The sequence below is a fragment of the Alteromonas sp. MmMcT2-2 genome, from assembly GCF_022348305.1.
Classification (GTDB): domain Bacteria; phylum Pseudomonadota; class Gammaproteobacteria; order Enterobacterales; family Alteromonadaceae; genus Alteromonas; species Alteromonas macleodii.
Genome location: NZ_JAKRFA010000046.1, coordinates 1 through 26713, shown reverse-complemented (window position 1 = coordinate 26713; position 26713 = coordinate 1). Strand labels below are relative to the sequence as shown.

At 43.2% G+C, this 26713-nt stretch carries 24 protein-coding genes; 14 read left to right on the top strand and 10 right to left on the bottom strand.

The features are described 5' to 3' along the window. Positions 1–166: 166 nt before the first annotated feature. The 4 genes from MHM99_RS18110 to MHM99_RS18095 are packed head-to-tail and all read right to left on the bottom strand — an operon-like array spanning position 167 to position 5116. Positions 167–2287 (bottom strand): EAL domain-containing protein, encoded by a 2121-nt coding sequence (locus MHM99_RS18110; RefSeq protein WP_239220255.1) that lies wholly within the window; start codon positions 2285–2287, stop codon positions 167–169. A 9-nt stretch (positions 2288–2296) separates the two neighbouring features. After that, positions 2297–2782 (bottom strand): Rab family GTPase, encoded by a 486-nt coding sequence (locus tag MHM99_RS18105; RefSeq protein WP_049589127.1) that lies wholly within the window; start codon positions 2780–2782, stop codon positions 2297–2299. Between the two features lie 15 nt (positions 2783–2797). Then, on the bottom strand, positions 2798–4561 hold the full coding sequence (locus MHM99_RS18100) for an OmpA family protein (protein WP_239220254.1): 1764 nt from the start codon (positions 4559–4561) through the stop codon (positions 2798–2800). A 3-nt stretch (positions 4562–4564) separates the two neighbouring features. Continuing rightward, positions 4565–5116 carry a hypothetical protein gene (locus MHM99_RS18095; protein ID WP_014950727.1) on the bottom strand — a complete coding sequence of 184 codons (552 nt, stop codon included), beginning with the start codon at positions 5114–5116 and terminating at the stop codon, positions 4565–4567. Between the two features lie 354 nt (positions 5117–5470). Here MHM99_RS18095 and dusA point away from each other — a divergent pair, with 354 nt between their 5' ends. From dusA to MHM99_RS18045, 10 genes are all read left to right on the top strand, one after another. Further along, positions 5471–6505 carry a tRNA dihydrouridine(20/20a) synthase DusA gene (gene dusA / locus MHM99_RS18090; protein WP_075177889.1) on the top strand — a complete coding sequence of 345 codons (1035 nt, stop codon included), beginning with the start codon at positions 5471–5473 and terminating at the stop codon, positions 6503–6505. Positions 6506–6697: 192 nt separating this feature from the next. After that, a complete protein-coding gene (locus MHM99_RS18085; RefSeq protein WP_049588678.1) occupies positions 6698–6985 on the top strand; it encodes a hypothetical protein in 288 nt (95 codons plus the stop codon). Positions 6986–7317: 332 nt separating this feature from the next. Then, complete coding sequence (gene pspA, locus MHM99_RS18080; protein WP_014950724.1) at positions 7318–7986, top strand: phage shock protein PspA; 669 nt, start codon at positions 7318–7320, stop codon at positions 7984–7986. A 61-nt stretch (positions 7987–8047) separates the two neighbouring features. Further along, positions 8048–8248, top strand: a complete 201-nt coding sequence (locus MHM99_RS18075; protein ID WP_014950723.1) for a PspC domain-containing protein — start codon at positions 8048–8050, stop codon at positions 8246–8248. Then, on the top strand, positions 8248–8610 hold the full coding sequence (locus MHM99_RS18070; protein WP_014977415.1) for a hypothetical protein: 363 nt from the start codon (positions 8248–8250) through the stop codon (positions 8608–8610). The genes MHM99_RS18075 and MHM99_RS18070 overlap by 1 nt, the downstream gene beginning before the upstream one ends. 154 nt (positions 8611–8764) lie before the next feature. Beyond that, on the top strand, positions 8765–9757 hold the full coding sequence (locus MHM99_RS18065; protein ID WP_014950721.1) for a DUF2333 family protein: 993 nt from the start codon (positions 8765–8767) through the stop codon (positions 9755–9757). 3 nt (positions 9758–9760) lie between these two features. Then, positions 9761–10516, top strand: coding sequence for a TIGR04219 family outer membrane beta-barrel protein (locus MHM99_RS18060; protein WP_014950720.1), 756 nt, complete (start codon positions 9761–9763; stop codon positions 10514–10516). Positions 10517–10714: 198 nt separating this feature from the next. Further along, positions 10715–12538 (top strand): assimilatory sulfite reductase (NADPH) flavoprotein subunit, encoded by a 1824-nt coding sequence (locus MHM99_RS18055; protein WP_168463627.1) that lies wholly within the window; start codon positions 10715–10717, stop codon positions 12536–12538. Beyond that, the gene (gene cysI / locus MHM99_RS18050; protein WP_039227383.1) at positions 12538–14259 is read left to right on the top strand and encodes an assimilatory sulfite reductase (NADPH) hemoprotein subunit; all 1722 of its coding nucleotides are present in this window, start codon (positions 12538–12540) and stop codon (positions 14257–14259) included. Before MHM99_RS18055 ends, cysI begins: the two co-directional genes overlap by 1 nt. Next, positions 14249–14995, top strand: coding sequence for a phosphoadenylyl-sulfate reductase (locus tag MHM99_RS18045; protein WP_049588677.1), 747 nt, complete (start codon positions 14249–14251; stop codon positions 14993–14995). Before cysI ends, MHM99_RS18045 begins: the two co-directional genes overlap by 11 nt. Here the strand turns inward: MHM99_RS18045 and MHM99_RS18040 are convergent. Further along, positions 14992–15828 carry a TIGR03899 family protein gene (locus MHM99_RS18040; protein WP_049588690.1) on the bottom strand — a complete coding sequence of 279 codons (837 nt, stop codon included), beginning with the start codon at positions 15826–15828 and terminating at the stop codon, positions 14992–14994. The genes MHM99_RS18045 and MHM99_RS18040 overlap by 4 nt on opposite strands. Before the next feature lie 214 nt (positions 15829–16042). Between MHM99_RS18040 and MHM99_RS18035 the strand changes: the two genes are divergently transcribed. Next, a complete protein-coding gene (locus MHM99_RS18035; RefSeq protein WP_049588676.1) occupies positions 16043–18268 on the top strand; it encodes an EAL domain-containing protein in 2226 nt (741 codons plus the stop codon). Here the strand turns inward: MHM99_RS18035 and MHM99_RS18030 are convergent. Then, positions 18265–18843 carry a uracil-DNA glycosylase family protein gene (locus MHM99_RS18030; protein ID WP_061095870.1) on the bottom strand — a complete coding sequence of 193 codons (579 nt, stop codon included), beginning with the start codon at positions 18841–18843 and terminating at the stop codon, positions 18265–18267. The two genes, MHM99_RS18035 and MHM99_RS18030, sit on opposite strands and share 4 nt — an antisense overlap. Positions 18844–18957: 114 nt before the next feature. Between MHM99_RS18030 and MHM99_RS18025 the strand changes: the two genes are divergently transcribed. Further along, positions 18958–19263, top strand: a complete 306-nt coding sequence (locus tag MHM99_RS18025) for a hypothetical protein (RefSeq protein ID WP_014950713.1) — start codon at positions 18958–18960, stop codon at positions 19261–19263. 56 nt (positions 19264–19319) lie between these two features. Here the strand turns inward: MHM99_RS18025 and sthA are convergent, their stop codons facing one another. Together sthA and MHM99_RS18015 are read right to left on the bottom strand one after the other, a co-directional pair. Beyond that, positions 19320–20741 carry a Si-specific NAD(P)(+) transhydrogenase gene (gene sthA / locus MHM99_RS18020; protein ID WP_014950712.1) on the bottom strand — a complete coding sequence of 474 codons (1422 nt, stop codon included), beginning with the start codon at positions 20739–20741 and terminating at the stop codon, positions 19320–19322. A gap of 179 nt (positions 20742–20920) precedes the next feature. Continuing rightward, entirely contained in the window at positions 20921–22048 is a 1128-nt protein-coding gene (locus tag MHM99_RS18015; RefSeq protein ID WP_014950711.1) for a fatty acid desaturase, read from the bottom strand. 341 nt (positions 22049–22389) lie between these two features. Here MHM99_RS18015 and fabR point away from each other — a divergent pair, with 341 nt between their 5' ends. Then, positions 22390–22986 (top strand): HTH-type transcriptional repressor FabR, encoded by a 597-nt coding sequence (gene fabR, locus MHM99_RS18010; RefSeq protein WP_014950710.1) that lies wholly within the window; start codon positions 22390–22392, stop codon positions 22984–22986. Positions 22987–23096: 110 nt separating this feature from the next. Here the strand turns inward: fabR and trmA are convergent, their stop codons facing one another. Further along, a complete protein-coding gene (trmA, locus tag MHM99_RS18005; RefSeq protein WP_239220253.1) occupies positions 23097–24194 on the bottom strand; it encodes a tRNA (uridine(54)-C5)-methyltransferase TrmA in 1098 nt (365 codons plus the stop codon). A 175-nt stretch (positions 24195–24369) separates the two neighbouring features. Here trmA and MHM99_RS18000 point away from each other — a divergent pair, with 175 nt between their 5' ends. Then, the gene (locus MHM99_RS18000) at positions 24370–25683 is read left to right on the top strand and encodes a DUF5610 domain-containing protein (protein ID WP_239220252.1); all 1314 of its coding nucleotides are present in this window, start codon (positions 24370–24372) and stop codon (positions 25681–25683) included. Between the two features lie 80 nt (positions 25684–25763). On the opposite strand, the gene MHM99_RS17995 is transcribed toward MHM99_RS18000, so the two are convergent. Next, complete coding sequence (locus tag MHM99_RS17995) at positions 25764–26228, bottom strand: RNA-binding protein (protein ID WP_014950707.1); 465 nt, start codon at positions 26226–26228, stop codon at positions 25764–25766. Positions 26229–26713 lie beyond the last annotated feature (485 nt).

Sequence of the window (26713 nt, the reverse complement as noted above, 5' to 3'; positions counted from 1 at the left end):
AGCTAATGTGTAATCACGCTGTGTGCGCTTAGGTCTTTGATTACTTGAAGTTGTCATAAAGAAGTCCTCTTTATGTCAACGTATTTTAGGACGGGACAACAAGCTGTAAAAAAGCCGGATCGTACTCCGGCTTTTTTGTTTATGGCTGATGAAGCTTTGCTTAAGCTTACTTTAGCTTTTGCGCTAAAGTTATAAATTCAGGTATGGCAACGGGGCGCTGATATAAGTAACCCTGACCATAAGCACACCGATGATTTTGCAAAAACTGTTGCTGCTGTTGGGTTTCAATACCTTCTGCAATAATCTTAATGTTTAAGTTGCTCGCCAGTCCAAGAATAGCCTGAACGATAGCTTGGTCGTCGGTGTTTTTCTCAAGTTCACTGACAAAGGAACGGTCAATCTTAAGCTCATCGATAGGCAGTTTCTTCAGGTAAACCAGTGAACTAAAACCTGTACCGAAATCGTCAATCGACACGGTGATCCCCATTGCTCGAAGCTCGTTGAGTAATACTGAAACAGTATCCAAGCTTTCCACAAACACGCTTTCGGTTAACTCGATAGATAAGTTTGAGCCGGGGATTTGGTGATCTTCCAATGCGTTTTTAATTTGGTTTAGTAGTGCTAAATCTGACACTTGGCGGCCAGAGATATTAATGGCCAACCTAATGTCTAAATTAGAGGCCTTTAACGCTTCTATAGCATCACAAGCTGCATTGATAAGCCATTCGCCGAAAGGGAAAATGAGTTCACTTTTTTCAGCAAGAGGAATGAAGACTTCTGGGGAAATAAACTTACCTTCCGACGTTATCCACCTCGCCAAAGCCTCGCATTTAACAATCTTGCCAGTCTCTAAATCGACAATAGGCTGCAAAAAGAGTTTGAGTTCATTGTTTTCGATGGCAGAACGTAGCTGACTCTCAAGCTCGTTGATTGCATGATGTTGTTTGTGTAGTGCTTCACTGTAGGTAAGTGCCACATTGCGACCTTGATATTTAGCGGCCTGCAAGGCGATGTCAGCACATTGAAGAAGTGATTCGGTTGACGGGCAGTGCCGGGGAAAGTTTGCTTCGCCAATATTTATGCCTAAATTCGGCTCGCTGCCATTGAGAACGGTATAGGTTTGAGTGAGCTTTTTGACTAGCTGCTCCATATACTCGGCACTGGTAAGTTCGTTAAAGGTATCTTCACGTTTCACCAATGCAAACTCATTACTGCCTATTCTCGCTATAAACCCGCTGTTGCCGACAAAGGTTTGCAGTCGCAGTGCGAACGATTTAAGGATCTCGTCACCCGACTGATAGCTAAGTGATTCATTTATCTTTTTAAAGTCGCATATATCTATGATGAACAACTTGAATGCGATTTCTTCCTGAACCAGTCTTCTTACTGTATCGGTAAACAAATTGCGATTGGCTACCTTTGTTAACGAGTCCATTCCACTGGCAGTTAATACGCTCTCTTCTTTATTGTGGATATGGGTAATATCGGTAAGTAGGTAAACCCAATGGGTTAACTCATCCCCTTGTAATACAGGGTGAATGGTAACCTGAAGCCACACACCATAATCGTCAACAGGTTGCCAATAAAGCTCCCCTTGCCAGGGGGCTTTTCGCTGCACCAGTGCGGGAAGAAACGTTGCCGGCGCATCAATATCAGTAAGAAGCTCGTTGACGCGAATAGAGCTTGGCGTTGTGCTATTACACAGCAGCAATCTATGAGACGCTTTGTTGTCCAATATCAATCCGCCTTTGTCGTCTAAAATGACAACGCCAGTTTCCAGGTTGTGAATAGCTTGCTGAATGGGCGGAACGAGCTTTTGAAGTCGGGTGTTCTTGCGTAAAACACCATTTAATTTGTGCCTAATATACTCATGCTGACCTACAATTTCGTGATGGCGTAGCAATAATTCCCGCGCGGCTTGCAGCGTTTTGCGTTTTTCGTCAAATTGCTCTTCTACATTTTTAACGACCAGATAGCGAGAACCCGATTCGCTATTAATTGCCAATGCTTCTAAGCGAAGTACTTGGCTCTCATTGTGCTCCGTCCAAAAGCCAGATGAAAGCGTAAATGACGTTTCGCCTTTCCATACTTCGTCGGCATCGAGAAAAAAGTCGTCTAAAAAAATAGAGGGGATATGCTTCTTTTGCAGTTTGTTGTTTTCGTCAATCGTTACAACATTTGCTAGCCATGGAAGTTCTGGCGTTAAGCATTCAATGTCGCTTTCGGAGTTACACCTAAATAGCGCGCAGTTCGTAATGCCCAATGCATTTAATAAATGAATATCCATGGCAATCTCCTACCAAAACGCAATTGTACTGAATAAATTCTCTACATTTTCACCGGTCTTTGCGCTGGTCTTCGTTAGTGAAGTGAATTTTTGAGCGTAAGAATTGAGTTCTTCCTCACTCCAGTGCCAACTTGTGGGGAGATCGGTTTTATTTACAACAAAAAATGCGGGGATATCGGGGTAGTGTTCGCGTGCGAGTTCTAGAATTTCCATGCCTTCAAGCAAGGATTGAGACCGAGTTTGGTCAACTACAATAATGTAGGCGCTTGCGCCGCGAAGGTAGCGAGGGTTGAAGCCACAGTATCTGTCGATACCTTCTAAATCCCAAAGTAGAAGCTGAACGCCGCGTCCGTCTTTATTGACTTGTTTCTTGTCTATTTTTACGCCAATAGTGGTCTTGTATTTTTCGGAGAAAATACCTTCAACGAACTGTTTTATCAGGCTTGTTTTGCCAACACCAGTGGGCCCTAAAATACATACTTTTTTCTGTATCACTGCAAAGCTTCCTTACTACTGCTCACTGGATATTAAAACGTTTAACATAACTGAACGCCCCATTGATGCTTTCTGCAATGGTAGCTCTCCTAAGCTTACAGGTATAAGAATATCACTTTCTACGCCAAGTGAAATTAATGAATTCACAACATTCTCTGCTCGTTTTTGACTCAATGCGCGATTTCGTGCGCTTGAGCCTGAATTATCACTGGCACCCATTACAACAATACTGACAACAGTTTTTGTCTTGTCAGCAAGAGTTAACAATTGTTTTATGTCGTTTGCCAGAGGTTCTAATTTTGCTAACTGTACTTCAGAAAGCGCTTCTTGGTTAGTAGCAAAAAGTACATTCTGTGAGGAAACCTTATAAACTAATCGGTTCAATGCGGCTTTCTGGAGCTCAACATTGTCAATTTGATAGGCTGCTTTGACGTTAAGCGCGGTGGTATCAACGTTAACTGTCGAAATACCAGGAATAGCGTTTATTTGCTGAGTAAAGTTAATTGCGGTTGGGGTGAACACGGTTCCTGAAATAATAAAGCTACGGTCATCACCTTTTTTAATTAATAGGCTTTCTGATTCGCTGAGAGGATAGTCGCTCACGAGCTTTTCAAGTTTGCGTTCAACCACACTTGGTTTTAAAGAAACAAAGGGTTCTTCAATAACAGTAACTCTTTCTGCATCGATGTTATTATCGCTAAACCATTGTTCGATGCTAGTGGCGACCGGGTCGCGAAGGACTTTAGCGTGCACGTTCCCATTGGAAACATAAGTATCAGTTACTATGATGCCAGGTGGAGGAGGAAGCTCGTGCAAGTCGCTTTTTAAGATGCTTAGCGACAAACGCATAAAAGACAGCACTGCAAGTGCGAAAAAAATCACAAGAAGCACTAGTGCACCTATTAATCGGTTTGATTTTTTTCCTTCACCCTCTTTTTTTTCGCTTATTAAGCAGTCTGAAAGAATGGTTTCGCAACCGTCGAAGGGCGCATTGTCACCTTCATAAGTGAGCAACGGTTGCTGATAGAACTGATGAAAATCTTCCAACGCCTGTTGAAGTTTCCCGCGTACCTCAGGAGGAATACTGCCCGTAACTGCAGCAACAAGCAGCGCTTGTGGCCCAATTTTTATTAGCAGCGTAAAGTCTTCCGTTTTTATCTCGCCGAGCTCGTTTTCTGACTCGGTACTGGTAACGCCAAACGCATCTGCCACAAAGTCATTAATGGCCACTAGCATTGACGAAATTAAGTCTGCGTCTTTTTCTTTATCAGGATCTGAAGAAATGCTGTGAAGTAACGTGCCGGTCTCTCGATGAATGACCAGCAGCTGTTGGACTTGGTATTGGTAAATTTGAGATGCGACAAATTCAGAATACCTGACTCCGGACTGCCAAGCTTTGAATCGCCAAGATACGCTTTTGGGACTTAAGCTGTTTTCGATAAGCGCGTTAGTGCGCTCGACAAACTCAACAAGAAATGAAGATACCGCCTTTCTTACAAGCGTGCCAACCAAGGGATAAAGTGTACCAACAATCTTGTCGCTATTAGCTTCTATAGAGCGGTGAAGCGACTTCTCTACAAGAGGAACAAGTACTTTGTTAACTGAGCCGTCCTTTGTTTCGCGTTCAAAGAGCGCTTCAGAAACGACGTTTGTCACGATGCCTTTCGCATCGCGATTCAACTTTTCTTGAACGAACTTATCGTCCCTTCCAATGAGTAACTCTCTGACTTTGTCTAGAGAGTTGTCAGATAGCTCCGACGGCGGCACTTTTTCAGTCATTAATTAATGATCTGTAGCGAGGTTGGTGGCCATAGTCGAAAGTAAGTTTGCCAACGTTTTTCTATCGGTTTTACTTTCTGAAAGCTCACTGGTTACCTGCTGAAGCTTCTCTAACAGCTCTTGGTGACGCTTACTAAATAAATTATCAAGCGACTCTAGTTCTTTAACCACATGAGCTTCCAATGCATCGTTGTCATTCTTTGCAGCAGTTTCCGCTATCTCCAATTCACTTTGCAATTTGTCAGTGGTGTTTTGAAGTTGCTCTTGCACGTTACTGTGGTTGTCGTTAGCACTGGCCAACTGATTCGATAATTCTGTGATCTGTTGGTCAATAAGCTTACGTATATCGTTGAACTGATTATCAAGATGCGTATTCAGTTTAGAGAAGCTGTCGTTGACCCGTGACTCCAACGCAGAAAGATCTGCACGGAATGCACGGTTTGTTTGACCAAACAAAATTTCTCTAAGTTGAGCAAGTTCGTCTGCTGGTTTGGGCGCGCCTTCAGTTTGAGTTACGTCTTGCGCTTGCTGATCCTTCGGCTTCTTGTCCGCCATAAAATGTCTCCGGAAGGCGCAGTTCTTTGCGTTGAACACGCTAATGAGCTGCAATCACATTTTTGTCTGTGCTAATAATTATGGTTATTACTTTATACAATAGCCGCTAATCGTGAACTTTGAAATACGCTAAAAGCATAATAGTGGCAAATACCTACAAAAACCCTTATACAAAAAACGCCATCTTTTCAGTAAGTTGAATAATCTATGAAGATTTACTTATGCGTTCTACGATTTGAGCTGTTTTTTAAGGCTGGAATAGGCCTATCAAATAATGGCAAGCGACATTGTTTTTTTATTGAACATAGGTACTATACGCCGCTCGCGCGTACGCGAGGTATATAAGTAATAACTGTGTCTGAGGTTCCTGTCGTGTCTATCACTCCGCTAAATCGTAAATTCTCTGTCGCTCCAATGCTGGATTGGACAGACCGCCATTGTCGCTACTTTTTACGATTAATGTCTAAGCACACACTTCTCTATACAGAAATGGTAACCACAGGCGCGATCATTTACGGCAAGGGTGACTATCTGGGTTACAACCAAGAGGAACACCCTGTTGCTGTCCAACTGGGCGGAAGCGATCCGTCTGACATGGCCAAGTGTGCTGAGCTATCACAAGCGCGCGGTTATGATGAAGTTAACATAAACGTAGGTTGTCCAAGTGATCGAGTTAAGAACGGTAGCTTCGGTGCCTGCTTGATGGCCCAGCCAGAGGTGGTAGCAAGTTGTGTCAAAGCCATGCAGGCTGCGGTAGATATTCCCGTTACGGTAAAGTGCCGTATTGGCATTGATGATATGGACGAAGATGAAGACTTCGCTCGTTTCATCGATACCGTGGCAGATGCCGGATGCGATACCTTTATTGTTCACGCAAGGAAAGCGTGGCTACAGGGATTGAGCCCAAAAGAAAATCGCGAAATTCCGCCGTTAAACTATCCGCGGGTTCATAGACTTAAACAGGCTCGCCCTGAATTATCTATTAGCATAAATGGTGGGGTTAAAACGCTAGAAGAAACCCAGCAACAGCTAGAACTTGTTGATGGCGTTATGGTAGGGCGTGAGGTTTACGCCAATCCTTACATTATGGCTACCGTAGATAAAGAGATTTTCGGAGATACTGAAGCTCAGAGCATGTCACGACGAGAAATTGTGCTGAAAATGCAGCAGTATATTGAACGCCAAGACGATCCCTATTTCAAACCCTGGCATGCAGCTCGGCATATTTTGGGTCTTTATCAAGGGCAAGCGGGTGGACGTATTTGGCGTAGATACTTAAGCCAAAATGGAACAGGAAAAAATCCAGATCCCAATCTGCTGCTAAATGCGCTAGACGCTGTAGAAAGTGCACAAAAGGAAGTCGCTGCGTTTAATAGTCAAAAAGACTAACGATTTAGTAATTTTGACCAAAGTTTAATATTTGTTCAATTCTTAAAAGCTCGCTGTCTCGCGAGCTTTTTTATTTAAATTTATATATATCAATTCCTTAACTGTTTTTAAAGGAGTTGGCACAGCTCTCGCAATCCTCTAAGTATCGCAACAACGGCGTGTTGTTGCACTGACTAACTTCAGAGGGAAATTATGAAAACTTCACTAATCGCAGCAACTTTACTGACAGCAAGCATGGCAAGCAGCGTAGCAAATGCAGAAGAGTCAGTGCTTCAAACGTTTTTAACTAATGTAGTTTCAAACGCAGTGGCTACCACATCACAGGAAATTAAGGCTGACGTGTACCAAGCAGTAGCAAACGCAACGTATCACTTTGAGCTAAGCCCACAAGAAGCGCGCGGAAGTGGTAAGGTCAGCGTGACTGATTTAGTTGTCGCTACCCCGTCTGAAGGTAGTTCTACAGAACAAGATGCCGACTAATTCGATATTGGTATCTAGCAAAAGCGCCGAAAGGCGCTTTTTTTGTGCGTGTAGCACAGTGACTTAAACATTAAAAACGCAATAAACAGGGTTGGTCAAATTAACAAATTTGTTGGTTAAATACGCTAAAAAATTGTATTTGGTTGCTTGGTGAACAGTTGGTAATTTCCGGAATTAAATTAAAATCATTTAAAAACAGTGCCTTAAGTAAATGGCATGGTGATTGTAATAGTTAGAGTGTTGAGGAGAACTCAGTCAGCGGTAACCAGCGGTCAGCGTAACTAAGAATAAGTGCTGGAAACCACAACACTACTTTTAACGGAGAAATAATCATGGGTATGTTTTCGCGCATTAACGATATTGTTCAAGCAAACATCAATGCAATGTTAGATAAAGCGGAAGATCCTGAAAAAATCATTCGTTTGATTATTCAAGAAATGGAAGAAACCTTAGTTGAGGTTCGCACTGATGCAGCGCGCTTTATTGCTCAGCAGAAAACCCTTGCACGCCATATGGCATCAGCAAACAAAGAAGTGGAAGGGTGGCAGCACAAAGCACAGATCGCAATGAATAATGACAAAGAGTCATTGGCTAAAGCCGCACTAATCGAAAAACAAAAGTATGTTGCAAAGCTAGCTTCTCTTGAAGAACAAGAAGCGCATATTGCAGAAAGTATCGAAAAAATCCAAGGCGATACTGCGCGTCTGAACAGTAAGTTAGCCGAAGCAAAAGCCAAGCAAAAAACGCTGGTTCAACGCAAGCATTCAGCGCAAACACGCTTAAAAGTGAAGCAAGCTGATCACGAAGGAAAAATTGATGATGCCATGATGCGCTTTGAAAGTTACGAGCAGCGCATTGATCATCTAGAAGCGCAAGTTGATGCGTACGACCTAACAAAGTCGAATGAAGCAACGTCACTGCAGGCCGAGTTCGATGCAATGGAAGCAGATGAAGCTATCGAAAAGGAATTGGCTGAACTTAAGAAGAAGAAGGTCGCGTAGGCGACCTTGAGAGCCGCAGCCCGCATTGTAGATATCGAAGTAAGCATTTTTGGAGAAGATGATGAAAGTACCATCACAAAAACGAATTTATAGAGACCTTGATTCTGGAATCATTTCAGGTGTGTGTGCAGGAGTTGCACGTTATTTTGATATAGATGCAGTATGGGTTAGAGCGGCAGCTGTAGCAGGCTTGTTCATCGCTACGCCTATTACGCTAGTGGCTTATATTGCAGCCGTTATCTTATTACCGAGATTAGTGTAATGAAAAACTTTCTGATTGCATTGGTCATCGCCATTATTTTGGTGAATTGTTTAGGCAGCTTAGTAGATAGCTGGTTGGGTATGCACTTAATCATGTCAGATGAATTGCTAAGTCCTTGGGAAAACGTAGCAGTGTTATCGCTAGTCGGCGTAGTCCTCGCTATCGTTGGATTCGTTGTTGCTGTAAGCGTTATGGGCACAATTCTTTTAGCGCTAGGCGCAGGATTTTTAGCATTATTAGTGGTGGGAGTAAGTGCATTTTGGCCAATTATACTTATCGCGATAGCGCTATATGCTTTGAAAAATCGAAACTCTGCCGCTTATAAGCAGCAAAATGACCGAAATATGCACCATAATGTATAATCATCATAATTTTATTTAAGTTGTGTTAACGTAGTAAAAGATGGTGATATAAAGACGACCGTCACAAAGGTTTCGCATTTTTCACATAGTATTAAGACTACAAATAGCTGACCTCCGTCGGCTATTTGTTATTTAAAAGGAAGGTTGGTGTTATATGAGACAATCTATTAACTCAAAACGGATAGCGATTGTCGCTGTAGTGATAGTTTTACTTTTCTGGCTAATAGGATGGTATTGGAGCCTATCCCCAGACACGTTTGATGTTAGACAACGTTTAAAGCAAAACTCGCCTGTTGAGAATCCAACTAATATTGCGGGTTACACATTAACAACAACCATGATTGATGTGTCGGAAACCTTACTTGATAAGCCTGGTGGATATCTTTCTAACGACATTACGCCTCCTGGCATCTTTTTAGATAACATGCCCGCATGGGAATTCGGTGCGCTGGAAATGGTGCGAGACCTTGCACTCTCTATGCGTAAAGACTTCAGCCGCTCTCAATCCCAGTCTATTGAAAATCCATACCTTACAAAAGCTCACCCTAAGTTTAATATGGATCACAAAAGCTGGGCGTTGCCTTCTTCTGAATCGAGTTACTCTGACGGTATAGAGCTTCTAAAAAAATACCGTGACGAGCTAGCGAATACCCGAAACACCGACAGTCAGTTTTATACTCGCGCAGACAACTTGCGCGAATGGTTGAAACAGGTAGAAAAACGGTTGGGCAGTTATTCACAAAGACTTAGTGCCAGCGTAGGATCGGCTAGATTGAACACTGATCTGGCGGGTGACTCGAATGCAAAGCAGTCTTCTCCTGTAGCCAGCCAGCGTGTAGTTAAAACGAGTTGGTGGAAACTAGACGATAATTTCTATGAGGCACGCGGTGCTACGTGGGCTTTACTTCACTTTCTAAAAGCCGTGGAAATTGAATTTTACGACGTATTGGAAGATAAGAATGCATTGGTTAGTCTTCAGCAAATTATTCGTGAACTGGAAGCGACACAGCAGTCGGTATTCAGTCCAATGATTTTAAATGGTAGTGGATTTGGCATGTTAGCGAACCATTCTTTGGTAATGGCAAACTATATTTCTCGTGCAAACGCTGCTTTAATTGAACTTTCAGAACTTCTTAATCAAGGATAATTAATGAAAAAGGGTCTTATAGCTGCCGCATTGGGATGCGCATTAGTTTCAGTTTCATCTCATGCAGACACTATCGCAGGCGTATATGTTGGAGCCCAAGTATGGCAAACCGACACGCAGGGCGGGTTTGCTGATAGCAACAACACCGCTGACTTTAACTTTGATGATGAGACCAATACGGCGCTATACATTGCCTTTGAGCATCCGGTACCGTTTTTACCTAACGTAAAAGTAAATCACACGACATTAGATAACTCGGGCACCACAACGCTTCAGTCTGAATTCACTTTCGACGGCGAACTGTTTACTGAAAGTACCACGGTTAATACAGATGTAGAGCTTGATGCTACAGATTTCATTTTGTACTACGAGTTATTTGATAACGATTTAGTGAGCTTTGACTTAGGTGTTAATGCAAAGTACATCGACGGCGCACTGTTCGTTGTGGATAGAGCGAGTGACACAAGCGGATCTGCAGAATTCTCTGGTATTGTTCCAATGGCCTACTCAAAGGTTCAGCTAGGTTTACCGTTTACAGGTTTATCAGCATACTTTGAAGGAAGCTATTTGTCGTTCGACGACCATGAGCTTAGTGATTATCAAGCTGCAATTCAGTACTCGTTTATTGAAAGTTTAGCGGTTGATATGACGCTTCAGGTGGGTTACAGAAATGTAACGGTAGATATTGAAGACCTTGATGATGTGTACGCTGACATGGAATTTGATGGTGTATTCGCAGGGCTAGAACTTCACTTCTAAGCCTCAACTACGGATTTTAAAGGGCGGGGCTGCGATTGCAGCCTCGCCCTTTTTATTGCTTCTCGCCCAAATTCAATTGTGTTATTACCTATTCGCACAGTCATTAGCACTTTCAGTAATAAAAAAGTTTCATTTATTCTTTTCTCTTCTTGAAGAAAGCCGTTAGCCTTAGCGCCATTGATAAAAGGCTAAAAGACTATGTCACAAGATTCTAATTCGAACTCAGCGCCAGGCGCGGTATTAAACGAACAGCAGTGGAATGCAATAACGCAAGCCATTGCAGGCTTAAATCGTGAGCAACTTACTTGGGTAAGTGGTTATGCTGCGGGCATGGCTGCTGCACAAGGTGGTTCGGTTGCACCAATGATGCAAGGCACTCCTGCAGTAGCGGGTGACGCGCCAACGCTTACTATTTTGTACGGTTCACAAACCGGTAATGCAAAAGGTGTTGCAGCGCAGTGTCAAGCGAAAGCAGAAGAAGCGGGCTTTAATAGCAAGCTGGTTAGCATGGCAGATTACAAGCCACGTAACTTGAAAGCAGAAACTCACGTTGCGGTATTTGTTAGTACCCATGGTGAAGGTGATGCACCAGACGATGCTATTGAGCTACATGAATTCTTGGCTGGCAAAAAAGCCCCAAAGCTTGCTGATACCAAATACGCAGTTTTGGGTTTAGGTGACAGTAGTTACGAGTTTTTCTGCCAAACGGGTAAAGACTTTGATGAACGCTTAGGTAAGCTTGGCGGTAAAGCTATTGTAGAGCGTCTGGACTGCGACGTTGATTATGAAGCGGAAGCCGAAGCATGGCTGAGCAAGCTCATCGACTCGCTAAAAGACGATTTCAGTGCAGCTCCGCAAGCAGCGGTAGCGGCGCAAACTGGCGCGGCAGTGCAGGGTGTAGCAGCGCAAACTTACACCAAGAAAGCGCCGTTTAAAGCGACCTTAATTGACGCACAAAAAATCACAGGTCGTGATTCTGTTAAAGATATACGCCATATCGAAATAAGCCTTGAAGATAGCGGAATTACCTATAAGCCAGGTGATGCGCTTGGTGTATGGTTTAAAAATGCAGCATCTCTAGTGTCAGAGCTTATTAGTATCTTGTCATTAAACGGCAATACAGAAGTGTCTGTGGCTGACGCGACCATGTCACTCACCGAAGCATTAACGTCGAAGCTTGAATTAACTTTAAGTTATCCTAATTTCATTAAGTCATATCAAGAGGCGACAGGCTCTGAATCATTGGCTACATTGATGGAAGATAAAGCGCAGCTGCGTACCTACATGGCCGAACGTCAAATTATTGATATTGTGCGCGACCATCCGGGTAAGTTGTCTGAACAACAGCTTGTCGATGCTTTGCGACCGCTAACGCCTCGCTTGTACTCGATAGCATCAAGCCAAGCCGAAGTGGAAGAAGAAGTACATTTAACCGTAGCTCACGTTGACTATGAAGCGTTTGGACATCGTCATCAAGGCGGCGCATCTGGCTTTTTGTGTGAATATCTAGAAGAAAATGGCGACGTAGAAGTGTTCGTAGAAAGTAACGATAACTTCCGTTTGCCCGCTGATCCAAATACGCCAGTGATCATGGTCGGTCCGGGTACGGGTATTGCACCGTTTAGATCGTTCATGCAAGAGCGTGACGTACAAGGTGCTGAAGGCAAAAACTGGTTGTTCTTTGGCAACCCACATTTCACGCAAGATTTTCTATATCAAGTGGAATGGCAAGGCTACGTTAAAGAAGGCCTGCTAGACAAAATTACGCTGGCATTTTCTCGTGACCAAGAAGAAAAAGTATATGTTCAGCACCGTTTACTAGAAAACGGTAAAGAGGTGTATGAATGGCTAGAGCAGGGCGCACACTTCTATGTGTGTGGCGATGCAATGCACATGGCGAAAGATGTAGAGAACGCCCTAATTAGTATTGTGCAAGAGCACGGCGGTAAATCTGAAGCCGATGCAAAAGCCTATGTTGTAGAGTTACGTAAAGCGAAACGTTATCAGAAGGATGTCTATTAATGAGTAACGAAAAATCACCATTTATCGTTGAGGGCAAACTGGCTGACAACGAGCGTTTAAAGCGTGAAAGTAATAATTTGCGTGGCACCATCACTACCGATCTTAAAGATGATCTTACTGGTGGTTTCACCGCTGATAACTTCCAGCTTATTCGCTTTCACGGTATGTACCAACAAGACGATCGTGATATTCGCGCTGAGCGTGCAAAGCAGAAACTTGAGCCGCTTCACAATGTGATGTTGCGTGCCCGTTTACCTGGTGGTGTTATTACGCCTGACCAATGGTTAGCGATTGATAAGTTTGCAGCCGATCACACCATGTACGGCAGCATTCGTTTAACAACCCGTCAAACTTTCCAGTTTCACGGTGTGTTAAAGCCTAAGATTAAGTCCATGCACCAAATGCTAAACAAGGTAGGCATCGACTCTATTGCTACGGCAGGCGATGTAAACCGAAACGTACTATGTACGTCAAATCCGGTTGAATCTGAGCTTCACCTTCAGGCATTTGAATGGGCGAAGAAGATAAGTGAACACTTACTACCTAAAACCCGCGCGTATGCTGAAATTTGGTTAGACGGTGAAAAAGTTGAAACGACTGAAAAACCTGTAGAGCCTATTTTGGGTGATAACTATTTACCGCGTAAATTTAAAACGACGGTGGTGATTCCTCCGCAAAACGATGTAGATGTTCACGCGAATGATCTTAACTTTGTTGCGATTGCTGAAAATGGACAGCTAGTTGGCTTTAACGTACTTGTCGGTGGTGGTCTTGCAATGACTCACGGCGACAAGAGCACGTACCCGCGTAAAGCCTCTGATTTCGGATTTATTCCGCTTGAAAACACGCTAGACGTTGCCGCAGCGGTTGTAACAACTCAGCGTGATTGGGGGAACCGTGTTAATCGTAAGAACGCGAAAACCAAATATACGTTAGAGCGTGTTGGGGTAGACAACTTTAAGGCTGAAGTTGAAAAACGCGCAGGCGTGACTTTCCAAGACAGCCGTGCGTATGAATTTACGGGCCGTGGCGATCGCTTTGGCTGGGTTGAAGGTATTGACGGTAAATATCACCTGACCGTATTTATTGAGAACGGTCGTATTTTAGATTACCCAGGTAAAACGCTAAAAACAGGCTGTGCCGAAATTGCGAAGATCCACAAAGGTGATTTCCGCTTAACGGCAAACCAGAATTTGATTATTGCCGGTGTAGCGCCGCAAGACAAAGACAAAATTGAAGCATTAGCCCGCGAACATGGCTTAATAGCGCCATCGATTTCTAACCAGCGACTTGACTCAATGGCCTGTGTTGCATTGCCAACCTGTCCGTTAGCCATGGCAGAAGCTGAGCGCTACTTGCCGGATGCCGTTACGGAGCTAGAAGGTTTGCTTGCCAAACACGGATTGGAAGAAGATAGCGTAATCTTCCGTGTAACAGGCTGCCCGAATGGCTGTGGTCGCGCGATGTTGTCTGAGGTTGGCTTAGTAGGTAAGGGCCCAGGCAAATACAATTTGCATTTGGGTGGAAACCGAGAAGGTACACGTATTCCACGTATGTATCGAGAAAACATAAGCGAACAGGAAATCATGGCAGAACTAGATTCACTGTTTGGCCAGTGGGCCAAAGATCGTGAAGCGGGTGAAGCCTTTGGTGATTATGTTGTTCGCGCTGGTGTTGTAAAACCAGTAGTAGACTCCGCACGGGATTTCTATGACGAATAATACAGCGATTAAGCAGCAACCACTAACGCTTGATATCAGTAAGGAAGCCCTTGCTGATATCAATGAAACGTTAGAGAAAATGACAGCGCAGGAGCGAGTAGCTTGGGCGCTGGACAACTTGCCTGATACTCATATTGTGTCTTCAAGCTTTGGAGCACAATCGGCGGTTATGCTGCATATGCTTACCCAAGCACAACCGGATATTCCTGTTGTGCTTACCGACACAGGTTACCTTTTTCCTGAGACGTACAAGTTCATTGATGAACTTGTAGAAAAGCTCAATTTAAATTTGCACGTGTACAGCGCAGAGATGTCTTCTGCGTGGCAGGAAGCGCGCTTTGGCAGACTTTGGGAACAAGGCATCGAAGGTATTGAGAAATACAATAAGATGAACAAAGTTGAGCCAATGCAGCGCGCCTTACGTGACATGAAAGCAGGTACGTGGTTTGCAGGTTTGCGTAGAAGCCAATCAGATACCAGGGGAAAGCTTCCAGTTCTACAAAAAGTAGGGCAGCAGTTTAAACTTTACCCGATCATTGATTGGAGTAACAAAGACTTACATTACTACCTGAAAGATAACGACTTGTCTTATCATCCGCTTTGGGAGCAAGGATATGTATCCATCGGTGATTGGCATACCACGCAGTCGCTCCAAGAAGGGATGAGTGAGCAAGACACGCGCTTCTTTGGTTTGAAACGCGAGTGTGGATTGCACGAATTTGGTGACGGTATTTAACTCACGTTAAATACCTCGCCTAACACCGACTTAATGCTGGTTAAATACGCTTCATTAGGCGACTTAGTCACTAATTTATACAGCTCACTGCCAATCGAAGTGAACTTGTAATACACCAATGCAACCCCCGACGTTTTACTGGTTAATGAAATATTTTCATTTACGCATCGCCAGGTTACTTGCTGACCTTCATTGTATTCGGCGCTTTCAATTTCGCTGGTATAAATCAACTTCATCTCTTGCAAAGACAACAGATCAGGGTAACTCAACCCTACGTTGGCTAAGTTAATTTGCTCAGGAACAGGGCGTCTCAATAGTGAAAGCAAGCCTTTGCGTTTGTGATACCCCACAAGAATACGCGGGACCGCATCGTTATTTCTTCTACTCGCAACATTGACAGCCTTATTGAATACTTGTGCATCCCTGTGCGTTAGCGTCTTTAATAGCTGTAATGTACGAAGGGAAAAACTGCCCGGGCGAGCCACCTCAACGGCAAAAATCTTTCCCCATAATTCCTGCATGGGTGGGCTGTAAATTTCCTCAGCCATGGTACTAAATGCGAAAAACCAGTCGGGATCAAGATTATCGTTAGTTTGTTCGTTGATCGTCACATTTAATGCTATATTTAATACAGCTTGAAGATTGCTCGCTTTTTGGGTTTCTAATATTTGTTTTCTTCTTTCTAGTGCATGCTTTTGCTTTTTAGGATCAGGGGACATCATAGAGGGGCTTATACCCACTCTGGCAAACCAGGAAAGTATGCGTTGGCGACTAGCATCGGTTTTCACTGCGTTGCTGGCCGCTTTTTCAGCCGCAGGCGATTCGGCTGTCACCTTTACAGTCTTCTCTTCCGTTTCCTGTGGTTTTTTTACCTCAGGGGAAAAGTGCTGGGATGTAATCTTCATAAATGCTTAAATGATCGAATGTAAAATGGCATGTAACATGAGAGCACTATTGCATTGCGTAACCCATTTATCAATGTAATCGTTGCCTTAATACAATGAGTAGCGCATTCTTGTTTTGTTTGTATCGAGGAAATGAGCGGTAATGTCGGCAATGGATTATGATAACGACGAATTAATTTTTTTAGATGATGATGGTTCAGTTGAAGAGCAAACCTTATTGGGCAAAGACTGGAACATTCTTATTGTCGATGACGATGAAGAGATTCACACCGTAACGCGTCTCGCGCTATCTGATCTCATCGTAAACGATCGCAAATTAAACTTCATCCACGCTTATTCAGCAAAACAAGCCAAAGAAATGCTGCACGAATATGGCAACAGCATTGCCATAATTTTACTTGATGTCGTTATGGAGACTGATGACGCGGGTTTTGATGTTGTTAAATACATCCGCGAAGACATGAAGTTAGTTGAACCTCGAATTATCTTACGTACGGGACAGCCCGGCTACGCGCCTGAAGAGCAAGTCATTAAAGTTTACGATATCAATGACTACAAAACCAAAACAGAACTTACTCGCGCCAAATTACTAACTACTATCATTTCCTCACTACGCTCTTATCAGCAAATTGTAACGATTAGTCAAAGCCGTGCTGGTTTAGAGAAAATAATCACCTCTTCAGCGAACTTGTTTGAAGAACATTCGGTGAAAGAGTTTTGCGAAGGTGTAGTTACTCAGATTAGTTCGCTTATTGGTTTAGATTCCGAAGGTTTATTGTGCGCAAGAGCGGGTTCTTTGCTAGACCGAGAGGACGAAGAGGTTTACGTGCTTGGCGCTGCGGGGGAGTATGCGAAATTTATAAACCAGCCTGTGTTCACGCTTAAAAACCTTGAAATTGAAGAAAATATTAGTCGGTGCCTACGTCTTAAAAAGCACATTTTTGAGCCCAGTTGCTCTGTGCTGTATATCAGCCGCGCTGGTTTTGAAGCTGCCGTATTTGTTCGACAAACCCACGAGATTAGTGAGCTAGACAAGCACTTGCTTGAGGTTTTTCTATCCAGTATTTCAGTGGGATACGAAAACGTTAATCTTTTCCATGAATTAAGAAATGCGGCGTTCAGAGACTGGTTAACCCGTCTGCCAAACCGCAATGAGTTTATCAATATGCTCGATAAACCTCATTTGTTTGCCGGAGAAAACTATAGCGTAGCCCTTATCGACGTAAATCACTTTTCCGATATAAATGATGGTTTAGGGCAAGAAGTTGGCAACGAATTGTTGCGAGCTATTAGCGATCGCTTTCAATCTTCTTTCGATAGCATAGTGAAAAAAGGCCGCATAGGTGCTGATGTATTTGGTCTTATTGGTCCTGACGATTTGGTATGCCCCAAGTCCATTAACAACATTTTCCAATCTTCATTTCAGGTAGGTGATCACACCCTTCCGGTGAATATAACACTTGGATTGTGCAAGTTAGACAATAAACGTCACATCGGCATTGAGATTTTAAAGCGCACGAATATTGCGTTAAACCGTGCTAAGAAAAATCTAACAGATAACTTCGAATATTACGCCAAAGATATTGAAGATCAGACGACTTGGCGCCTAGATATGATTCGCCAACTCCGAAGTGACTTTGCAGCAAGAAAGCTGGAGCTGTGGTTTCAGCCGCAAGTGGACTTACTGAATGAAAAAGTTGTTGGCATGGAAGGCTTACTACGCTGGCCCAATGGTGAAGGGGGATATGTTTCTCCCGCCGTGTTTGTACCACTTGCTGAGTATTCAGGTCTTATCGTTGATATCGGTGAATGGGTGCTAGAAGAGTCATGCCGTCGTCTTCAGGAATTGAAAGAAAAAGGCTACGGCCATCTAAGAGTTGCCGTTAACATCTCTATTCCGCAGTTCCGCGACAGGTTATTTGTAGAAAAAGTTAAGCAGGCACTATCTAACGCCAACTGCGACCCAAGCCTTTTAGAGCTAGAAATAACAGAAAGCGTGGTGATGGATGAACCGCAAATTGTAATAGATGCATTGCGTTCGTTAAAAGAATTTGGGGTGAAAATAGCCATTGATGACTTTGGAACAGGCTTTTCCTCCATGAGTTATCTACAGCAGCTCCCGTTAGATCGATTGAAGGTCGATCGTTCTTTTGTCAAAGACATTAAACCGGGTGCAAGCGCAGTGCTTGCTGAGACCGTTGTGACTTTGGGTAACAAGCTAGGCTTATTGACTATTGCCGAAGGCGTAGAAAAAAGAGAGCAGGCGAGTTACATGATAAAGCTTGGATGTGACGAAGCACAGGGCTACTTGTACGCGAAGCCTATGCCGTTCGATGCGCTTTTAGCGTTTCTGGAAGAGCACGACTAAACTTTTAATACAGATTCGACAGTGTCTCGCAACTTGGGAAGGATATCTAATTCAAACCAAGGGTTTTTAGCGAGCCACCTGTTGTTTCTTCCTGACGGGTGGGGCAGTACGAAATGTGTTTCAGTCGGACTGCGTACAGCTTCTGTTAACGTTTTGTGTTGCGGTAAATAATACTGTTGCGAGTAACGTCCCACGTAAAGCGTTACTTCAGGTTTTAAATAAAGAAGAAAGTCATTATGCCAAGCGGGAGCACATTCTTTTCTTGGCGGGGCATCGGCTCCATTTTTATAACCTGGAAAGCAGAAGCCCATTGGCAGCACCGAAATTAAGCTAGGGTTATAAAAGGTCTCTCTCGAGACAGACAACCAATCGCGTAACCGATCTCCGCTGGGATCATCAAACGCAATGGTGCGTTCATGGGCTTCCAACCCCGGTGCTTGCCCAATAATAAGCACCTTAGTTGATGGTGCAGTGCTAAATATGGGGTTGGGTTGATGCGGTAGGTGAGGGGCACACAGTCTACAATTTCTCGCTTTAACCACCAGTGCATCGTGGCCTTTCACATTTTTCTCCAAATATTTCTCTTTGTCATACTTTTGTCACAAAACTATGATCCCAGTTTGACTATCTTATGTATATACAGTATGTTTAATAGTGACAGTAGTAGACTGTAACACAGGAGAAGAAACATGCGTAAAGTAGTACTAACCCTAGCTCTATCAGCGGCCTTTGGTATTGCGCATGCGGAATCTGGTGATAACCAGCTTTTCGATTGCATGGATGCGAAAACATTCGAAATGAATAACCAATGTATGTCTGACAAAATCGGCAATAACATTCGTTTCCGTGATGCACAAGCAAAGTTGATCGACATTGCAAGCGATAGTCAGGGTGACTACGCCATTGCAACAATGACGTTCGATCAAGAAAATATGCACATCGACATCGTAGCACATAAAGATTCGCTTAACGCGCTTGCTGCGAACCGTAACTAATTTCTTAGTTAACGCATATTAAGCCGGCGACAATCTCGCCGGCTTTTTTGTGTCCGTTAGAAAATTCTATTAAGTCCATTAATAGCAGCAACTCGATAAGCTTCTGCCATGGTTGGATAGTTAAACGTAGTGTTAACGAAGTAATCTATGGTATTGCCTTCGCCCTTTTGCTGCATGATCGCTTGGCCGATGTGAACAATCTCGGAGGCACGTTCACCGAAACAATGAATGCCCAAGATTTCTTTAGTTTCGCGATGAAACAAGATTTTCAGACTTCCTGTCTGCGTTGACGCGATTTGGGCTCTGGCCAAATGTTTGAACTGAGCTCTTCCCACTTCATAAGGCACTTTTGCTGCAGTAAGCTCTTGCTCTGTTTTACCAACAGAACTTATTTCCGGGATGGTGTATATGCCTGACGGAATATCTTCTACCAATGCCGAATGTGTTTTTATGCCAAGCATAGCTTCAGCGGCAAAGCGACCTTGGTTATAAGCCGCAGATGCTAAACTTGGATAGCCAATGACATCGCCGACTGCAAATACATTGTCTACGTCAGTTTGATAATTTTCGTTAACCTTGAGTTGGCCTCTGCCATCGGCTTTTAAACCAATATTCTCGAGTTTAAGTGTATCTGTATTACCCGTTCTTCCGTTAGCAAACAAGAGACAATCTGCGCGCATACGCTTGCCCGACTCTAAGTTTAAAATAACCGAGTCATCGGTAGCTTCAACCGAAGAATAGGCCTCATTGTGCCGGATGAGTACGCCATTGTTCCACAGGTGATAACTGAGTGCGTCTGATATCTCGTCATCAAGAAATGACAGTAAGCGATCGCGCATGTTAACGAGGTCAACTTTTACGCCTAGTCCTCTGAAAATACTGGCATATTCAGAGCCAATGACCCCAGCGCCATAGATAATTATTGATTTGGGATCGTGATCTAAAGATAGGATAGTGTCTGAGTTATAAATACGCGGGTGATTAAAGTCGATGTCTTTAGGACAATAAGGACGCGACCCTGTGGCAATAGCAATCTGGCCTGCAGTGACAGTATCTTTAGAGCCATCTTTACGGGTTATCTCTAACGTATGCGCATCTACGAAACTGGCTTCGCCGTGAAATAGCGTCACACGATTTCTGTCGTAGAAAGAAGAGCGAAGTCGAGTTTGGCTTTTTACCACACCGCTAGCATGGCGCATGATGTCTGAAAACGTAAGGCTTTTACTTAAATGGTTGTCGGCAAACAAGGGAGAAGAGTTATATTCAATAAGACGACTTACTGAGTGACGAAGTGCTTTCGATGGAATGGTTCCCCAATGGGTACAACCTCCTCCCACTGCCTCGTAGCGCTCAACAACCGCCACTTTTTTTCCGGCTTTGGCAAGCTGCATTGCAACGCCTTCTCCACCAGGACCTGTGCCAATAACGATAGCGTCGTAATGATACGACGGGGCTTTGGTTTTTTGCTTCGTTGCCATCTTACTTTCCCATGTTGTTACTTTTGTAATGCGATGTCACCACTAGGTTAGCCGTAATACAAAATGAATGATTCTGGTTTTAGTATAACGACCTTATCCAACTATAGAATAAAAAAAAACCACATAAGCAGACACTTATGTGGTTTTTAGTGTTCAAACGTATAAAAGAGGGCGTTAATTTACGCCATTTGCAATGACAAACTATGTAACTGTGTCCATTTCTCTTTCTGTACAGCAAATGCGTGTTTCAGCTCTTTGTACTTGTATGCAAGCTCAAGCCCTTCGATACTGCGCTTTAGGGTGCGTTGTTTAACGCGCATAACACGTTTTTTCGTGGCGTAGTATTCACTCATGCGCTGCATTAACAAGTCGTATTCTTCTTGAATGGTATGCATCATTTCTTCAGCATTAGGCAATAACGATACTTTTTCACTTGCTCTTTGCAGCTGCATTGCTGCTAACGCTTTCTCGATGCGCTCTTCTGGCACTTTGCGAAGGTTGGATGTCAGTCCTACCAGTGATAACCCCTTAATAAGCCATTTTGTAGGATCAAACTGATACCAGCGAATGCCATTACGATAGTCGTACTCAAAGATGTGATGGTAATTGTGATAACCTTCACCAAAGGTAAAAAATGCAAGAATACCGTTATCTCGTGCTGTGTTCTTATCGGTGTAAGGCTGGCTACCCCAAAAATGAGCAAGAGAATTGATAAAGAAGGTTACGTGATGCACTAGCACCAGGCGAAGTACACCGGCTACCAAGATCATGCCTAATACGTCACCATTTAAATAGCCTAGAAGACCTGTGATACCAAAGTTGGCCGCCAGCACGATGGGCAAATAGTAGTTATGCTGCCACATCACCACTTTATCTTTTTGAAGATCTTTACAGTTACTGTAGTCATCGTAACGTTTGGCCTGATACTCACGCAACATCCAGCCGATATGCGCAAACCAAAGCCCTTTCTTCGCAGAGTAGGGGTCTTTGTCGTTATCATCAACATGACGATGATGAACGCGATGATCTGACGACCAGTGCAAAATACTATTTTGCAGCGCCATAGCGCCACCAATCGCAAGGATCACACGAACTACCACATTGGCGTCGTAAGTTTTATGCGACCATAAGCGGTGATAGCCGGCAGTTATAGACATACCGGTAAAGTAAAATAGGAATATAGCCGCACCGATTTCTGCCCAATCGATGCCTTGATACGCCACCCATAGCGGCACACCAATAAACGCAATTGCGCCAGATATAATAAATACCAGCACATTAGTAAGGATAAGAGGAGGTTTTTTCATTTTATACAACTTGGCTTACAACTGTTCGCTAATTTATCGTTTTACGAGGCTTCAGGCAAGCAAAACCCAGATTAGTTCTGCTTACATGTGTAAAGTTTAATTATAGTAAAGCTACGCTGAAGCGCTCGTTAATTGTGGCTTTTTCTGCTTAATGCTTGTTTATAAAAGAGATGATTCTGTTTCTCTTTCCCCACTGGTGTGTGTTGCGATAAACTACACATGCTAGTCTTTGATGTACGAAGTTTGATTGCGTTAATGGCTATACAGATGACGTAAGGGCTTCAACCCCAAGCGCTAAAAATCATCAAGCCGTTCAGAGCTAATCAACCTATGGTGCGAATGTGAGTCGACAAGAACAGAAATTAAAAACCCGCCAAAATATCATTCATGCTGCGTTTTCTTTGCTCGATGAAAACCGCAGCTTATCGGCAATCAGCTTGCGTGAAGTTGCCCGAGAGGCAGGTATAGCACCTACGTCTTTTTACCGACACTTCAAAGATATGGACGAATTGGGTTTAACGCTGGTGGATGAAGCCGGTTTAGCATTGCGGCAGCTTATGCGTCAGGCAAGGCGGCGGATAGCCTCTGGAGGCGGCGTAATACATACTTCTGTTGAAACCTTCATGGAATTTATTGCGGCAAATACAAACGTATTTCGTTTATTACTACGAGAGCATACTGGTACGTCGTCGGCTTATCGGTTGGCAGTATTTAGAGAGATTCAACACTTCATCGACGAGTTGACCGACTACATTATTGAACAGCAGGGCGTAGAATACGCATGCGCGCAGCTTCAAGCTGATGCTATGGTAAGGCTCGTATTCAGTGCTGGGGCAGAGGCATTAGAAGCAGACGATAAACTTCGCCGAGAAATCGGTGAGAGAGTGAAAGCGCAGCTTCGCTTCGTTCAACTAGGTGCAACGCAAAAAAGCGTATAATTGAATTAGTGGTTTAAGTCCACATCGTTTGCTCTAATCAAAGCCACCTTATTTTAATACGTCTTCATAGGCCTTTGTGACTCCAAAGGCCTTGTCAATTTGTACCAAAACTAGCTTTTGCGTGTAAGTAAAACGCCAGCCTCAATGTGATGAGTAAACGGGAATTGATCGAATAATGCCGATTGAGCAACGTCGTGAGTTTCACTCAAAAGCTCAAGGTTTTGCGCCAACGTTTCAGGGTTACACGAGATATACACGATATTATCGTAATCCTGAATCATTCTAAGCGAGTCTTCATCTAACCCAGCTCTTGGTGGGTCAACCAATACAGTTGTGAAATTATATGTACTCAGATCAATGCCTTCTAAGCGACTAAACGTACGTTCACCTTTCATAGCCTGAGTGAATTCTTCAGCGGCGAGTCTTACGATCTTCACATTGTTGAGCTGATTTTGTTCAATATTAAACTGCGCAGCTTGTACAGAGGGCTTGGCTATTTCGGTCCCCACAACATTATCGAAGTGAAGCGCTAGCGGCAGTGAGAAGTTACCTGCACCGCAATACATCTCCAGTAAATCGCCAGAGAGCGGCTTTACGCAATCTAGTGCCCATTCAATCATGCTACAGTTCACTTCGGCATTGGGCTGAGTGAAGCTATTTTCGATATGCTTAAATATGAATTCTTTGCCATTAACGGGTAAGCGCTCAATAACAAAATCGTTGTCGATAATAAGCTTTTGTTTTCTCGCACGGCCGATGATGTTTACTTTCGGAAAGTGAGCCTCGAGTTTCGCCTTTAATTCTTTTGCAGCCTCTTGCCACTTCTCATCTAGTTGACGATGGTATAAAAGGCTGATGACAAGCTCGCCAGATAGTGCAGAAAGATAATCGATTTGAAAAAGCTTCTTTCTTAGCACTTCATTTGGTCTTACTTCTTCAAGCAACAGCGCCATAGCATCGTTTATTGCTTTACAAGCAGGAGGAAAGCTATCTACGCGGTACTTTTCTTTTGTTTCCTGGTTGAACATGATGTGAAACAAATCATCGCCTTCATGCCATACTCTAAATTCGGCGCGCATACGGTAGTGCGTTGGTTGCGATGGGAATACGGACAAGTCAGGCGCATTGAACGGAGAAAGTAACGCAGTAAGACGTTCTAATTTTTCGTCCAACTGAGCTTGATAGCGTTGTTGTTCGGTCGCGGTCATAAAATTCTCCATTCAATGTTAAGGTCGCGAATTGTAGTCCCTTATAAAATAACTGCAACAAGCGCTATCTACTTCTACGTTATTACTAAGAATGTCCCAGAAAAAAAGCTGTATTAAAATTAAACAATGCTGATTCTTTGCCGATAATAAGATTGAGGATAGTGAGGATCAAATTATGAACGTGGGTCAAATTAAGGCTTTTATGGGCGACCAAAAGGTTGATCAAAAAGCAGATCAAAAGGCATCAGTTCACCCGAACGAAATGTTGAAAAAGCAGTTACAGCAAGACGGATTGCAGCAAGCGGCTGAGTTTTCGAAACAACAAGCGGCATCAGTATCTGTTTCAAGTAGCCAAACTAGCATTGGTTTACGAGTGGTTAGCAGTAGCCTTAACCAAGCATTGGAAATAGATGGCCAAAAGCCGCAAGAAACTAAAGAGAAGAATATCGAAGATAAGTCGAACAGTTTGTTCGACTTTGAAAAAGTCGCCAGAAACGTACTTAAGTTCGTAGGTGGCGTTATTAGAGGTGCGGCAAACGGTGGCGCTAGCGAAGAAAAGCTCAATGGCTTATTTAGCCAAGCGAGAGAAGGCGTAAGCCGAGGGTTCGCGATGGCAGAAAAAGATCTCGCTGGTTTTATGAATGAAGAGATTGAGCAAGGGATGACAAAAAGCCGCGATCTCATCGATACAGGAATAAACGATCTGGAAACTGACATATTTGGTCGCCAGCAGCCGAACGCTGTAACGCTTTCGTCCTTAAACGCGGTAGCTGCATCGGATGAGAAAAGCGGAAGCTTGCTGATTCGAACTAAAGATGGCGACGAAGTGAGTTTTAGTTTTGAGAGTCTTCGCTCGTTCCAAGCATCTCAACAACTTAATTTCCAAGCACAGGCATCTCAGGAGCAATCAGGCGGTAGTGACGAGCAAGGTGAAAACAATTTTTCAGCGTCATACCAACAACAAACTTCGTACCAATACTATGAGCGAAGCGGTATTAGCTTTTCATTAAAAGGCGAGCTTGATGAAGATGAGTTAGAGTCGATAGCTGATTTAGTTGGTCAAGTTCAGGATCTCGCCGACACCTTTTACAGTGGTGACATCGACAAAGCATTTGAAGAAGCGTTAAGTTTAGGCTTTGACGATAAAGAGTTAGTTGGCTACGCGTTACAGTTAAATAGAACAACACAGACCGAAGTGCTAAAGACGTATGAGAACATCCAACATTACAATGAAGACAAAAGCGATAATTCGAAGTTTGGAAATGTGGTTAGCCCTATAGCGCAATATCTAGAAAAGATGATGGATACTTTTGCTAATGCCGAAAGTACGTTAGAAAGTAACGAAGACTATAATACCTTAATAGGTGGGTTGATTAATGAGATCAAAGACGTGCAGGTGCCAGATCTTGTATCTGCTATAAATAGGTTTCACGCTTTTAATCAAACGTTACTTAATGGACTTCCTCAATCTGCTGAGACAAGTGAATAAATTAACTATTTACTAATATAAAAGCCCGGTAGCGAAAGCTAACCGGGCTTTTTTATAGCCTATAAACCGTACTCACAAAATTATGCGTGTTCGACTTTGTCCTTTGCAGGGCGAACTTTTAGGGTTCGCTCCTGGAAGATTGAGTCGTTAGTTTTATCGATAACGCTGTTTAAGTCGTCAGTTACAACTTCGATAAAACCGTATCCTTTTCTTTTTCCAGTTTTACGATCCTTCATTAAGCGAACCGACTGTACTTCAATAAAGCTACTGAAGTATTCCTTTACTGCGTTCTCGTTTGCTCTATAAGGCAAATTACCCACATATAAAGTTTCTACTGATCCGTCATTAGAATGTGCTCTGGCATCTGAGGAAGATGGACTTTGAATAAGAGACGCTAGCCAAGGAGTAACGATACCGCTGATCAGCAGAGCTGCTGAGACGGTCAGTGGAACATGGACGTTTAAACTAGCAGAAGAAAATAACAAGTAACCTGCAATTGCAAAAATAGCGCTAATAACAGCGCATTGAATAAAGCCTACTTTCATATACCTACCTTTCTATTGTTTATTATGGTGTTGGAGGCTGTATATAGTTTACTCATTTGTAACAAATTGAACAATAAAATGTGAAAAAACTAGTCTAAAGATGGATTGAGTCGCTAGAAATGATGCAGAAATGAGCGGTTAACACCAAAAGTGGCTTAAAAAGCAAAAAAATCCAATTTAAGTGTTGATCTTTCACAAGAGGTATCTATAATGCGCTCCACGTTCTGAGGGGGCTTCGAGAAAAACAAAGCCAACTTAGCAACAAGTGCGAAACCAAGTTTTCAAACAAATAAAAAGTTTAAAAACATGGTTGACATCGAAAATAAACGATGTAAAATGCGCACCTCACTCGAACAGGGTGAGTCACTAAGAAGCAACGGCTTCTGGTGAATGTTCTTTAAAAATTTAGACAAGACAATCTGTGTGGGCACTCGTTAAGAGTGTCACAACGACGATTCATATTTCGATATATTTAATTGAAGAGT